Source organism: Pseudomonas sp. Nvir (assembly GCF_963778085.1).
GTDB lineage: Bacteria > Pseudomonadota > Gammaproteobacteria > Pseudomonadales > Pseudomonadaceae > Aquipseudomonas > Aquipseudomonas juntendi.
In genome coordinates this window covers 3,468,089-3,480,542 of the sequence record NZ_OY970405.1, presented here as the reverse complement: position 1 = coordinate 3,480,542, position 12,454 = coordinate 3,468,089, and the positions used below count along the sequence as shown (strand labels likewise).

At 60.8% G+C, this 12,454-nt stretch carries 11 protein-coding genes and 1 pseudogene; 3 read left to right on the top strand and 9 right to left on the bottom strand.

Features of this window, described 5'->3' with window-relative positions; genetic code table 11:
• Positions 1–254 precede the first annotated feature (254 nt).
• A pseudogene (locus AACG97_RS16820) lies at positions 255–1,607 on the top strand (MFS transporter).
• A 96-nt stretch (positions 1,608–1,703) separates the two neighbouring features.
• The gene (locus AACG97_RS16815) at positions 1,704–2,966 is read left to right on the top strand and encodes an OprD family porin (RefSeq protein WP_115294230.1); all 1,263 of its coding nucleotides are present in this window, start codon (positions 1,704–1,706) and stop codon (positions 2,964–2,966) included.
• A 164-nt stretch (positions 2,967–3,130) separates the two neighbouring features.
• Here AACG97_RS16815 and pncB read toward each other — a convergent pair whose 3' ends face one another.
• On the bottom strand, positions 3,131–4,330 hold the full coding sequence (gene pncB / locus AACG97_RS16810; protein ID WP_054905965.1) for a nicotinate phosphoribosyltransferase: 1,200 nt from the start codon (positions 4,328–4,330) through the stop codon (positions 3,131–3,133).
• A complete protein-coding gene (locus tag AACG97_RS16805; RefSeq protein ID WP_009683721.1) occupies positions 4,327–4,977 on the bottom strand; it encodes an isochorismatase family protein in 651 nt (216 codons plus the stop codon). Before AACG97_RS16805 ends, pncB begins: the two co-directional genes overlap by 4 nt.
• Before the next feature lie 138 nt (positions 4,978–5,115).
• Between AACG97_RS16805 and AACG97_RS16800 the strand changes: the two genes are divergently transcribed.
• Complete coding sequence (locus AACG97_RS16800; protein WP_047150249.1) at positions 5,116–5,820, top strand: NUDIX hydrolase; 705 nt, start codon at positions 5,116–5,118, stop codon at positions 5,818–5,820.
• A gap of 138 nt (positions 5,821–5,958) precedes the next feature.
• Here AACG97_RS16800 and AACG97_RS16795 read toward each other — a convergent pair whose 3' ends face one another.
• The 7 genes from AACG97_RS16795 to AACG97_RS16765 form a co-directional block, all read right to left on the bottom strand.
• Positions 5,959–7,371 carry a purine-cytosine permease family protein gene (locus AACG97_RS16795; RefSeq protein WP_115294231.1) on the bottom strand — a complete coding sequence of 471 codons (1,413 nt, stop codon included), beginning with the start codon at positions 7,369–7,371 and terminating at the stop codon, positions 5,959–5,961.
• A 297-nt stretch (positions 7,372–7,668) separates the two neighbouring features.
• Positions 7,669–8,232 carry an NUDIX hydrolase gene (locus AACG97_RS16790; RefSeq protein ID WP_054905968.1) on the bottom strand — a complete coding sequence of 188 codons (564 nt, stop codon included), beginning with the start codon at positions 8,230–8,232 and terminating at the stop codon, positions 7,669–7,671.
• A gap of 22 nt (positions 8,233–8,254) precedes the next feature.
• On the bottom strand, positions 8,255–9,001 hold the full coding sequence (locus tag AACG97_RS16785; RefSeq protein WP_009683726.1) for a GntR family transcriptional regulator: 747 nt from the start codon (positions 8,999–9,001) through the stop codon (positions 8,255–8,257).
• A 90-nt stretch (positions 9,002–9,091) separates the two neighbouring features.
• Positions 9,092–9,481: a carboxymuconolactone decarboxylase family protein gene (locus tag AACG97_RS16780; RefSeq protein ID WP_009683727.1), complete on the bottom strand. Its 390-nt coding sequence runs from the start codon at positions 9,479–9,481 to the stop codon at positions 9,092–9,094.
• Between the two features lie 151 nt (positions 9,482–9,632).
• Positions 9,633–10,118, bottom strand: coding sequence for a flavin reductase family protein (locus tag AACG97_RS16775; protein WP_047150252.1), 486 nt, complete (start codon positions 10,116–10,118; stop codon positions 9,633–9,635).
• A 13-nt stretch (positions 10,119–10,131) separates the two neighbouring features.
• A complete protein-coding gene (locus AACG97_RS16770; protein WP_054912259.1) occupies positions 10,132–11,613 on the bottom strand; it encodes an aldehyde dehydrogenase in 1,482 nt (493 codons plus the stop codon).
• Positions 11,610–12,443 carry an alpha/beta fold hydrolase gene (locus AACG97_RS16765; RefSeq protein ID WP_115294232.1) on the bottom strand — a complete coding sequence of 278 codons (834 nt, stop codon included), beginning with the start codon at positions 12,441–12,443 and terminating at the stop codon, positions 11,610–11,612. The genes AACG97_RS16770 and AACG97_RS16765 overlap by 4 nt, the downstream gene beginning before the upstream one ends.
• Positions 12,444–12,454: the final 11 nt, after the last annotated feature.

Genomic DNA, 12,454 nt, shown 5'->3' with positions numbered 1-12,454 from the left:
TTGAGTGGTTGTGGTGGCCGGAAAGCATGTCCCTGCCCGTGTCAGCGCCAAGTGCTGGCTCGCTACCTCGCGTTTATCAAAGTAGTTACCGCAAGTACTTCGGCTTCAGGCATGGGGCGGGTGCGTAAATTGTGCCTGGGCTGAAAGACAGTCCTAGCAGTTTCATGCAGACAGTCGAGCCTGTTGGATTGGCCTGCGATCGCGACACGTAAGTACACTTCAGTAGAAAAAAATAAGATTGAAGGAGATACGGTATGAGTGCTTTGAATGTGTTCACGTTGGCCGGAGAGTCTAAGTTCAATCGCTTTCATGGGTTGATTCTTTTTTGGTGCGTGCTGATACTGATCATTGATGGTTACGACTTGGCGGTGGTGGGGGCAGCACTGCCAGCCATCATGGTTGATATGCAAATTGACGCAACCAGTGCCGGCGTCATGGCTGGCTCAGCCTTGTTTGGCACCATGCTGGGGGCAATTTTCCTGGGGACGCTGGCAGACCGTATAGGTCGGCCAAAGATGATTGCAATCTGTGTGGCTCTCTTCAGCCTATTCACTGCTGCCGCCGGTTTTACTGACAATCCGTTAACCTTTAGCATCCTGCGCTTTATCGCAGGGTTGGGGATCGGCGGTGTGTTGCCTATCTGCACGGCGCAGATGGGAGAGTTCTCGCCCATGAAGGTTCGCACCCGCTTGGTGACCCTCGTTTTCGCGGGCTATTCGGTGGGCGGAATTTTGGTAGCGCTCACGGGTAAGCAACTGATCGAAAGCTACGGCTGGCAATATGTTTTCTACGTAGCAGCCCTACCAGTCTTTTTGATTCCTTTCATATTGAAGACCATGCCCGACTCTATCGGCTTCCTGTTGAAGCAAGGTCGGGAAGACGAGTTGAAAATCATTGCACGTCGTCTTCGTCCTGAACTTATGATCAAGGATGACACTACGCTTGTCGGTAACCCTCATATTGTTGCCGAGCAAGACAAGCCTGTACGAAGCCTTTTCCAGGAAGGGCGTGCCTACAGCACCGTCATGATCTGACTGGCGTTCATTACTGGGCTTTTCATGGTATATGCGCTCAACTCATGGCTCACCAAGCTCATGGCCATGGCGGGTTTCAGCCTCGGTTCCGCCCTGAATTTCGTTATTGTGTTCAACCTCGGGTCGATATTCGGTGCACTTTTCGGTGGCTGGCTCAGCGATAAATTCAGCATCAAGCAGGTGTTGGTGGTGTTTTACGTGGTCGGTGCAGTTGCACTCACGCTAATGGGTTACACGCGTTCTACTGAACTGCTCTTCGTCGTCGTGTTCATCGTGGGTGGCTCCACGCTCGGTACCCAACTTCTGGCCTATGCGTATGCCGGGGATTTTTACCCCCCCACCATCCGTTCAACGGGTGTGGGCTTTGCGTCGGGGGTCGGTCGTATCGGAGCGATAGTCGCGCCCGTTTTGATTGGGGCACTCGTATCGATGGCCTTGCCGCTGGAGCAGAACTTCATGGCAATCGGCCTTGCCGGTCTGGTAGGTGCTGTTGCTGTGACCCTGATCAACCAGTCGCGCGCGGACTCCACGGTGGTGAGGAACAAGGTCATTGTTTCACACGATCTGACCTGATGTCGGCGCTGTAGGCAGGGGGTCAACGTTCATCATTTGCATGGGGGTGACCTGCGGCTCATGCACAAACATACAACAATAATAAGGGTGCCTGTGATGGGTGGTTTTAATAAAAAGTCATTAGCCTGTTCTGCTGCTCTGCTGGTGACGCCTTATGTTTCTGCTGCGTTCGTGGAAGATTTCAAAGGTGGTCTCGAACTTCGAAACTTTTATTACAATCGCGATTTCCGTAATGATGGGGCTGCGCAGTCCAAGCGCGATGAGTGGGCACAGGGCTTTATCCTGAACCTGCAATCCGGCTTCACAGAAGGCCCCGTGGGCTTCGGTATCGACGCTATGGGCTTGTTGGGGGTCAAGCTTGACGCTAGCCCTGACAGAACGGGATCTGGACTATTGCCCTTCGATTCCGACAGAAACGTGGAAGACGAGTATGGAAAATTCGTGGCCACCGCCAAAGCCAGGGTAGGCAAGACTGAGTTGAGAGTAGGAGGGCTAAGTCCTCTGATGCCTTTACTCTGGAGCAATAACAGTCGCCTGTTGCCTCAGGTTTTTCGCGGGGGTTCTCTGACGGTCAACGATATTGATGCATTGACGGTTACGGCCACAAGGGTCAACGCTGTGAAACAGCGTAACTCTACCGATTTCGAATCACTCACGGTATTTGGCTATGCCCCGGTCGAAGCTGACCATTACAATTACATTGCCTTCGATTACAAAGCTGATAAGGACATGCGGCTTAGCCTGCACGCCGCCGAACTTGATGATCTCTACAAGTCCTACTTCGGCGAAATCAAAGTCAGTCGGCCGTTTTTGAAGGGTGATGTCATTGCGGATGTTCGCTTTTTCGATGCCAGCGAAACCGGCGCCAAAAAACTGGGTAGCGTAGATAACCGGACACTGAGTAGCTACGTTGCTTATAGCATAAATGGGCACATCATCGGGGGCGGCTATCAGAAGGCGTGGGGCGACACGCCATTTGCGTTCATAAACGGCACAGATACCTACCTGTTCGGTGAGTCGCTGGTCAGTACATTCACTGCGCCCAACGAGCGTGTCTGGTTCGCCCGATACGATTATGACTTCGCCGCGTTGGGCGTGCCTGGATTGCTTTTCACCACTCGATATACGAAAGGCGATGATATTGATCCTGCTCTGCTAACAACCCGCCAAGCCGCTTCACTTCGTCAAAATGGGAGCGAGGGTGAAGAGTGGGAGCGAGTGACCGACCTCTCTTATGTCATCCAGAGTGGCCCAGCCAAAGGCGTCTCTTTTCAATGGCGTAACGCTACGAACCGATCGACCTATGCGGACAGCGCCAATGAAAATCGATTGATCATGCGTTACACCTTCAATTTCTAACGTGTTAAGGCGGGCCGCACAGATCAGTCGGCCCGTTTCAGCTTATGCCGCCGGAGGGTTTATTGGCAGCTCCCTAGGGTGGGGATAGGAGGTGCCGCAGGTGGACTGAAAGTGCCGGCCTGGTGGGCGCAAGATCACCCGCGATGAAGCCGGCACAGCCGCCATCAATTCACCTTGAAAACGTGTTTCATATAGGCCACGAAATTCTCGTCCCGGCACTGGGTCTTGCCAGGGCTATCGGAAATTTTCGCCACCGGCGCCCCATTGCACGCGGTCATCTTGATAACCATGTTCATCGGCGCTACCCCCGGGATATCGCACGTCAACTGGGTACCAATGCCGAAGCTCACATTGATCCGTTCATGCAACGCCCGGTACAGCCCCAGCGCCTTGGCAAAATCCAGCCCATCGGAGAAGATCAGGGTCTTGCTCTTTGGGTCGATCCCCAGCCGCTCATAATGGGCAATGGCTTTTTCCGCCCACGCCAGTGGATCGCCAGAGTCGTGCCGCAAGCCATCGAATAGCTTGGCGAAATACAGGTCGAAATCGCCGAGGAAGGCATCCATGGTGATGCAGTCGGTCAACGCTATGCCGAGCAGCCCTCGGTACTCCCTGACCCAGCACTCCAGTGCGGCGGCCTGGCTGTCGACCAGGCGCGGGCCCAACTGCTGGTGTGCCATAAACCATTCGTGGGCCATGGTGCCCAGCGGCTTGAGCTCGAACTCACGCGCCAGGTGCACGTTGCTGGTGCCAACGAAGCGCCCCGGGAAATCATGCTTGAGGATATGCACGACTTCTTCCTGCACCCGGTAGGAGAAGCGCCGGCGCGTGCCGAAGTCCGCCAACTGGAAACCGGCCAGCTCTTCGGCACTGGCCTCGGCCTTCAGCCAGTCGAGCTTCTGGTACAGGCGCTCGCCGACCTGTTCGATCACCACGTCACGGTAGCGGTAGCGGTTGCGCACCTCGCTGATGATCGCCAGCAGCGGGATCTCGTAGAGAATCACATGCAACCAAGGCCCGCGTACGCGCACTGCCAGTTGCCCGGCGGCGTCCAGGCCCACCTGTACATAGCGCAGGTTGAAACGGAACAGGCTTAGAAAGCGAATGAAATCCGGTTTGAGGAAAGGGATTTTCTCCAGATAGGCCAACTGGTCGTGGGTCACCGTGACCTCGGCCAGCTGTTCTACCTGGTAGCGGATTTCAGCCAGGTAGGGAGACAAGTCTTCGTCGTTGCGGCAACGAAACTCCCATTCCACCTCGGCGTTGGGGTAGTTGTGCAGCACTGCCTGCATCATGGTGATCTTGTAGAAGTCGGTGTCCAGCAGGTTCTGGATGATGCGGGGGCCGAAAACACTTTCGCTCATGGGCGTTGTTCCTTGATCAGGGCAAGCTGGTGGTCGAGCGCGGCTTCGTCGCCGCAGAGGATGACCCCTTCGGCGGCCAAGGCGCCGCACGCCTCGATAGCGCCTGCCTGAGTCAGCGCACGGCAGGCCGGTAGGTACAGCAGCACCTCGAAGCCGGCCTGGCGCAGTTGCCGGGCGGTGGTCTTGACGCAGTAGTCCAGGGCCAGGCCGCCGACGATCACCGCGCCGACCTGCTGCACCTTGAGGTATTCGATGACCCCCGTGGAACGGCGTTCGGCGAGGTCGTGATAGCAGGCGCCGTAGGGGTGTAGGTCGGGTTCGACACCCTTCCACACGAAGTAGTCGTAATCGATGGGCGCCGGCAGGCCAGGCAGCAGCTCGAACCCTGGGGTGCCGGGGACGCAGTGGCTGACCCAGGTCAGGTCGGCGTTGGCCATTTGCAGGGGCTGCAGCATGTGCGCCGGGTCGGCGACAACCCAGGCGGCATTGGCCGGGTGGGCATCTTTGCTGCCCAGGCGCAGGTCGGCGCGCAGGGCCATGGTGTTGAGGTCAACCGCAATTTCATGGCCTTCGGGAACCGGGAGTTCCTGCGGCGCGTTGCCGGTGAAGCCGTTCTGCGCATCGACATCGAAACTGGCGATTTTCATGGCAGTTCTCCTTGCTGGACTGCCTACATAATCTACCTGGTGATCTAAGTCTGTCAAGCGTATATCCCTATGGATTTGCTTGTTGATTTACTTAGTGTCTCTGGTGGATTATTAGGCCAGTGAACGAGGAGCAACCCGGTGAGTACAGTTGAAGTCCTGGCCAGTGTCGATATCGTGACCCTGCGTCTGGCCCCCGATGCGCAGCATCTGCAAGTGTTGTTGCACCGCCGTGAGCGCGAACCGCACGCCGGCCAGTGGGCGTTGCCGGGGGTGATCGTCAATGGTCGAACCCCTGACATCAGCCTGGAGGCCGCGGCCGAGCGCGCGTTACGCGAAAAAACCCGGCTGGTGCCGTGCTACATGGAGCAGGTGGGTACCGAGGGCAATGCGTTTCGCGATCCGCGGGGCTGGTCGCTGAGCACCTATTACCTCGCCTTGATCGGCCCTGGGCAGGCAGCCTTGGGTGAGCAGTTGGCGTTTTTCGACCTGGACAGTGTGTTGGCGCGCAAGGTGCTCTTGCCTTTCGACCACACGTTGCTGGTGGAGCGGGCCCGCGAGCGGCTGGCGGCAAAGACCGTGTACAGCAGCCTGCCGCTGTACCTGCTGGCGGAGAAATTCACCGTGCTCGATGCCCTGGGGGCGGTTCAGGCATGCCTGGGGCAGACGGTGAACAGCACCTCGCTGCGTAAACGCCTGGAGCGCTTGCGTGAGCTGGGGTGGGTGAAGGACACCGGGGAGAAGAACCAGCCCAGGCTGGGCCGGCCGCAACAGTTGTATCAGCACACGCCGCTGGGTGGGCGGGTGTTCATGTTTGATCGCAGCCTGTTGCCGGAGGGAGGGTAGAGTTCTGCTTGAGGGGCAGGGGGCGCTGCGACCGAGCGCCCCACCTGCGGTGCTCGGTCATGTATGGGTCAGCTTCCGGCATCGGAGCTCCCAGCGATGGTGCACAACCATCTGCTGGGATTTGCCGGCGCAGCAAACTCAGTGCCCCATGGCCAGCTTGGCACTCAGCTGCCGGCGCCGGTAAGCACTGTCACGGCTGGCCAGCCACCAGTACAGCGGCGAAGTCACCGCCAGCCCTACCAGCCACGACAGGTCGGCGCCGTTGATGTGCTCGGAAATCGGCCCCACGTACAGCGGCGTGTTCATGAACGGGATCTGCACCACGATACCCACCGCATAAGCGAGCAGAGCCTGCGGGTTGTAACGGCCATAGATACCGCCATCGACCTGGAAGATCGACTGGATGTCGTAGTCGCCCTTGTGGATGGCATAGAAGTCGATGAGGTTGATCGCCGTCCACGGCACCAGCACCACCAGCAACACCAGCACCATGTCGACGAAGTGGCCAATGAAGTCCGCCGAAGCGAACACGGCGACCACGCAGCACGCCGACAGCACGATCAGCGACAGTACCGCGCGGCTCTTGGCGGTAGGGATCCAGCGGTAGGCGAAGGTTTGCACCAGGGTGATGATCGACAGCACCGCGCCATACAGGTTGAGGGCGTTGTGGCTGATGACGCTGAGCAGGAACAGCACCAGCATGACGGGGCCGAGGGTCCCGGTGGCCAGTTTGACCGCATCCATGGTGTCCATGCCGGCCGGAATGGCCAGTACCGCCACGGCGCCGAAGATGAACGACAGGCTCGAACCCAGGGCCGAGCCCAGGTAGGTGGCCCAGAAGGTCGAGCTGACTTTCACGTCTGCCGGCAGGTAGCGTGAGTAGTCCGACACGTAGGGCGCAAAGGCGATCTGCCACAGCGCCGCCAGCGACACGGTGGCCAGCCAGCCGGCCAGGTTGAAGCTGCCGCGGCTGAGGAAGTCGTCGCTCTGCACATGGGTGAAGATATAGCCGAAGCCGACCACGATGCCGATACCCAGCACCCAGGTGCCGATGCGGTTGAGGACGTGGATGAAGCGGTAGCCGATGATGCCGATGATGCCCGAACCCAGCGCGCCGATGACGATGCCGACCGGCACCGGTACTGCCTCGACCACACCGTGCAAAGACTTGCCGGCGAGCACGATGTTGGAGGCGAAGAAGCCGATGTACATGACCCCGGCAATCACTACCACCAGCAGCGCGCCCAAGGTACCGAACTGGGCACGGCTCTGGATCATCTGCGGGATGCCCATTTGCGGGCCCTGGGCCGAGTGCAGGGCCATCAGCACGCCACCGAGCAGGTGGCCCACCAGGATGGCGACGATGCCCCATACCAGGTTCAGGTGAAACAGCTGCACGCCCAACGCGCCGGTGACGATGGGCAACGGCGCAATGTTGCCGCCGAACCACAGCGTGAACAGATCCCTTACCTTTCCATGGCGGTCTTGCGGTGGCACATAGCCGATCGTGTGTTTTTCTATGAGGGGTGCCGAATTGGCTGCACTGGTCATGACTGACTCCAAGGCAAGGTAGGGCATTGGCAACTGCCCGGGTGCGTGCCGGCGATGGGCGACGCGTTCTTGTTGGAGCGATGATGCGGGCCGCTGGGGTAACGGGAAATTAGTAAATATGTACCTTTAAGCCTTAAAAAACCTAAGGCTGACAAAAGCTTAAGCGGCTGACGGTAGCAAGGAGGGTGCCAGTTGGCTGAAGGGCTTGGGGTAGAGGGGGTGCGCGTTGTGTGGGCGGTGATGGGTGAGCTTTGCTGGTGCGACCCGGGCATTTTTGGGGCACAGGGCCAGCACCGGCTAACGCATGAAGTGCACCTTGCCGGTGTCGTCATTGCCCATGTACATGCCATACACCCCAGCCTGCCGCTCCAGGATGTAACGTTCGAGAATCTGCCGGATCGCCGGGTAGTAGATCTGATCCCAAGGGATCTCATCCGGTGCGAAGAACTTGTACGCCAGCGTTTCCGACCCGTATTGCCCGGTTTCTTCGGTCACGATGGCGCGGAAGATGATGTAGACCTCGCTGATTTTCGGCACGCTGAAAATCGAGTACGGCGAAATGATGTCGGCCCGCACGCCGCTTTCTTCCCACACCTCGCGCAGCGCCGCCTGCTCGGTGGTCTCGCCAGCCTCCATGAAGCCCGCCGGCAAGGTCCAAGTGCCGGGGCGTGGCGGGATGGCACGCTGGCACAGCAGGTACTTGCCGTCACGCTCGATGATGCAGCCGGCGATGACCTTCGGGTTGATGTAGTGGATGTAGCCGCAGCCGCCACAATGCAGGCGTTCGTGGGTGTCACCTGCAGGAACGCCCCGGGCCAGTTCCTTGGTACAGTGCGGGCAGTAGCGCGGGGCGTTGGGCATGATCAGCGGCCTGTGGGTGGCGTTAAATACGTGGATCCTTCAGCGCCAGGGGCTCGACGATGTCGCGCACCTTGACGTGGTCTTCCTGCTTCTGGCGCAGGTAATCCAGGGCTACCTTGGCAGCCGCACGCACATGGTCGACCGAGGCCTGGTGGGCAACCAGCGGGTCGCCACCCTTGATTGCCTCGACCATCTTTTCCATCTCGCGGTTGCTGGCGCCGCGGCGGTTTTCCTGCGACACCGAGGTGGCGCGCAGGTAGCTGATGCGTGCCTGCAACTGGCGCAACTGCTGCGCCGCCACCTGGTTGCCGGAGCCTTCCAGCAGCACGTCGTAGAAGCCTTGAACCGAGTCCAGCACCTGCTGCAACTCGCCTTCTTCCAAGGCTTCGCGGTTGACCTCCAGCGCGCGTTCCAGGGCACGGATGTCCTTGGCCTTGGCGTTGAGGGTGAACAACTGCACGATCAGGCCTTCGAGTACGCAACGCAGCTCGTAGATGTCGCGGGCGTCTTCCAGGGTGATGATGGCCACCCGTGGGCCCTTGGCGTCGGCGAATTCCACCAGGCCTTCGGATTCCAGGTGACGCAGCGCTTCGCGTACCGAGGTACGGCTGACCCCAAGGCGGTCGCAGAGGTCGCGTTCGACCAGGCGGTCGCCAGGCAGCAGGTGGAAGTTCATGATCGCCGCGCGCAGCTTGTCTAGCACGATTTCGCGCAGGGTAACGGGGTTGCGGTTGACCTTGAAGCTGTCGTCGAGTGGCTGGCGTTTCATCAAGTGCGCTCTTAAAGAGGCTGCCCGGCCGCAACCGCAATAGCACCACGAACCTTGGGTGCTCCTTGCGTGGGTTCGAACAGCCCGGTGTTAACGGGTTGGCTCCGCATCGGCTTCAGCGAACGCTTCGCGGGCCAGGCGGAAGCTGTCCACCGCCGCGGGCACGCCGCAATAAATGCCGACCTGGAGCAGGATCTCGCGAATCTGTTCACGGCTCAGGCCATTACGCAATGCGCCGCGAATGTGCAGCTTGAGCTCGTGGGGCCGGTTGAGCGCGGAAATCATGGCCAAGTTTATCATGCTGCGCTCTTTGAGCGAGAGGCCTTCACGGCCCCAGACGTGGCCCCAGCAGTATTCGGTGACCAGTTCCTGCAACGGCTTGGTGAAGTCGTCGGCGTTCTGAATCGAGCGGTTGACGTAGTCTTCGCCCAGTACCTGGGTGCGGATTTGCAGGCCTTTCTCGTACTTGTCATTGCTCATGCGCAGTGCTCCGGAATGAAACAGGGACATTGGCGGTGGCTTGTTCGCGGGCTTGCCCGCTCCCACAGGTCATGCACAGGTCTCGGGAACTGCGCCGTCCCTGTGGGAGCGGGCAAGCCCGCGAAGAAGCCAACACCGGCTTAAAGGTCTATCAGCCCAAAGGCGGCAGGGCGCCCAGCTTGCCCTTGTGGTACACCATCGGCGTTACCGGCTGCTCGGGCAGCACCAGGTTCTTCACCGCACCCACGATGATCGCATGGTCCCCGCCGTCATACTCGCGCCACAGTTCGCACTCGATGATCGCCGTGGCCTTCGCCAGCAGCGGGTTGCCCAGCTCGCTCAGGTGCCACTCGATGCCCTTGGCCTTGTCCTTGCCCTTGCCGGCAAACGCATAGGCCTCGGCGGTTTGCTCGGCCGACAGCAGGTGGATCGCGAACTGCTTGCTGTCGCGCAGGATCGGGTAGGTGTCAGAGGCGTAGTTGGGGCAGAACAGCACCAGCGCCGGGTCGATCGACAGGGCGCTGAAGGCACTGGCGGTGATGCCGACGATGCCACCGTCGGCGTCCAGGGTGGTGACAACCGTGACGCCGGACGGGAAGGAGCCCATCACGTCTTTGTAGATGCCAGGTTCGATCATCTCGTGCTACCTCTTAGCGCATCACAAACGGGTCGGGCATGGGCGCGGTGGACAGGTTGATCCACACGGTCTTCAGCTCGGTATAGGCCAGCACCGAATCGATGCCACTCTCACGGCCGTAGCCGCTGTTCTTGAAACCGCCGATCGGGGCCATGGCCGACACGGCGCGGTAGGTGTTGACCCAGATGATGCCCGAGCGCACGTCACGGGCCAGGCGGTGGGCGCGGCCCAAGTCGCGGGTCCAGATACCGGCCGCCAGGCCGAACTGCGAGTCGTTGGCGATTTCCAGCGCCTGCTCCTCGGTCTTGAAGCGGATGACCGCCGCGACCGGGCCGAACACTTCTTCCTGCATGATGGTCATCGAGTTGCTGTCGCACTCGAACAGGGTCGGTTCGTAGAACCAGCCTTCGCCTTCGACCTCGGCCCGCTTGCCACCCATGTGCAGCTTGGCGCCTTCAGCCTTGGCCGCAGCGACCAGGCCTTCGACCACGGCCAACTGCTGAGCGGTCGCCATCGGGCCCATTTCGCTGGCATCGTCCTGCGGGTTGCCGATGCGGATGCGCTTGGCGCGGGCAATCAGGCGCTCGACGAACTCGTCGAAAATCTCGTCCTGCACCAGCAGGCGCGATCCGGCGACGCAGCTTTGCCCTGAGGCGGCATAAATGCCGGCCACGGCGCCGTTGATGGCGCTGTCCAGGTCGGCATCGGCGAAGATGATGTTCGGCGATTTGCCGCCCAGCTCCAGCGACAGCTTGGCGAAGTTCTCGGCACTGCTGCGCACCACGTGGCGGGCAGTGGCTGCACCGCCGGTGAAGGCGATCTTGCGCACCAGCGGGTGGCGGGTCAGCGCCGCGCCGGTGCTTGGACCGTAGCCGGTGACCACGTTGACGACACCCGGCGGGAAGCCGGCTTCCAGGGCCAGGCGGGCCAGCTCCAGGATGGTCGCCGAAGCGTGCTCGGACGGCTTGAGCACGATGGTGTTGCCGGCCGCCAGGGCCGGGGCCAGTTTGATCGCGGTAAGGTACAGCGGGCTGTTCCACGGGATGATGCCGGCGACCACACCGATCGGCTCGTGCACGGTGTAGGCGAACAGGTCGGGCTTGTCTAGCGGCAGGGTGCCACCTTCGAGCTTGTCGGCCAGGCCGGCGGTGTAGTGGAAGAACTCGGGCAGGTAACCGACCTGGCCGCGGGTTTCGCGAATCAGCTTGCCGTTGTCACGGCTCTCCAGCTGCGCGAGGTGCTCTTTGTTCTCGGCAATCAGGTCACCCAGGCGACGCAGCAGCTTGCCGCGCGCGGTGGCCGTGATGCTGCGCCACTGCTTGCTGTCGAAGGCACGCTGGGCGGCCTGCACGGCCAGCTCCACATCGGCCTCGTCGGCATCGGGCAACTGTGCCCAGGCCTGGGCGGTGGCCGGGTTGAGGCTGTCGAAGGTCTTGCCGCTCTGGGCATCGCGCCATTGGCCGTCGATGCACATCTGGAAACGAACGAGGGTCATGCAACAATCCCCTTGGCGGATTCGGTAAGGGTGCGGGCTTGCGCGAGGAAGTCCAGCAGCATCTTGTTGACTTCACGCGGTGCTTCCACCGCCATCATATGCCGTTGCTCGGCCAGCACCACACTGTGCGCACCCGGGATGCGCGCCGCGAGCTGGCGGGTCATGGCCGGTGTGGAGCCCGAGTCGAGCTCGCCGGTGGCGATCAGTGTCGGCACCTGGATGCTGCCCAGGTCGCTGGCGCGGTACATGTCCTGGGTGGCGAACAGCGAATAAGTGGTGTGGTAGCCCTGCGGGTCATTGCTCGCCAGGACCTGACGGATAGCGGCGACCTGGGCCGGGTTGGCGGCCTTGTATTCACGGCTGAACCAGCGCTCGAGGGCGGCGTCGACGTTGGCGTCGGGGCCCAGCTCTGCGGCCTGGGCGGCGCGGGCGATAACGCCGGCGCTCTGCTCGGGGCTGCGGTTGAACACGCTGTTGAGAACCACCAGTGCCGCCAGGCGCTGCGGGTAGTTGAGGGCAAAGGCCCGGGCAACCAGGCCGCCCATGGAAAAGCCGATCACCGTGGCCTGGGCGATTTGCAGGTGGTCAAGCAGTTCGGCGAGCTGGTCGGCATAGCTTTCCAGCGGCGTATCGGCAGCCGGCACGCGGCTTTGCCCGTGGCCGAGCATGTCATAGGCGATGACGCGGTAGTCGTTGGCCAGGCCAACGAACTGACCGCCCCACATTTCCTTGTTCAGGCCCACGCCGTGGATCAGTACCACGGGTTGGCCTTGGCCGACGGACAGGTAGCTGGTGCCGGCAGGTGTGCGTTCAGCGACAGGCTGAATCATGGAGGGCGCTC

Bases quoted from the DNA above. Each gene is read 5' to 3' on its own strand.
- pncB (WP_054905965.1), bottom strand. From the start codon at position 4,330: ATGAGCGAAAGTGTTTTCGGCCCCCGCATCATCCAGAACCTGCTGGAC.
- AACG97_RS16805 (WP_009683721.1), bottom strand. From the start codon at position 4,977: ATGAAAATCGCCAGTTTCGATGTCGATGCGCAGAACGGCTTCACCGGC.
- AACG97_RS16815 (WP_115294230.1), top strand. From the start codon at position 1,704: ATGGGTGGTTTTAATAAAAAGTCATTAGCCTGTTCTGCTGCTCTGCTG.
- AACG97_RS16775 (WP_047150252.1), bottom strand. From the start codon at position 10,118: ATGATCGAACCTGGCATCTACAAAGACGTGATGGGCTCCTTCCCGTCC.
- AACG97_RS16790 (WP_054905968.1), bottom strand. From the start codon at position 8,232: ATGCCCAACGCCCCGCGCTACTGCCCGCACTGTACCAAGGAACTGGCC.
- AACG97_RS16785 (WP_009683726.1), bottom strand. From the start codon at position 9,001: ATGAAACGCCAGCCACTCGACGACAGCTTCAAGGTCAACCGCAACCCC.
- AACG97_RS16780 (WP_009683727.1), bottom strand. From the start codon at position 9,481: ATGAGCAATGACAAGTACGAGAAAGGCCTGCAAATCCGCACCCAGGTA.
- AACG97_RS16770 (WP_054912259.1), bottom strand. From the start codon at position 11,613: ATGACCCTCGTTCGTTTCCAGATGTGCATCGACGGCCAATGGCGCGAT.
- AACG97_RS16765 (WP_115294232.1), bottom strand. From the start codon at position 12,443: ATGATTCAGCCTGTCGCTGAACGCACACCTGCCGGCACCAGCTACCTG.
- AACG97_RS16795 (WP_115294231.1), bottom strand. From the start codon at position 7,371: ATGACCAGTGCAGCCAATTCGGCACCCCTCATAGAAAAACACACGATC.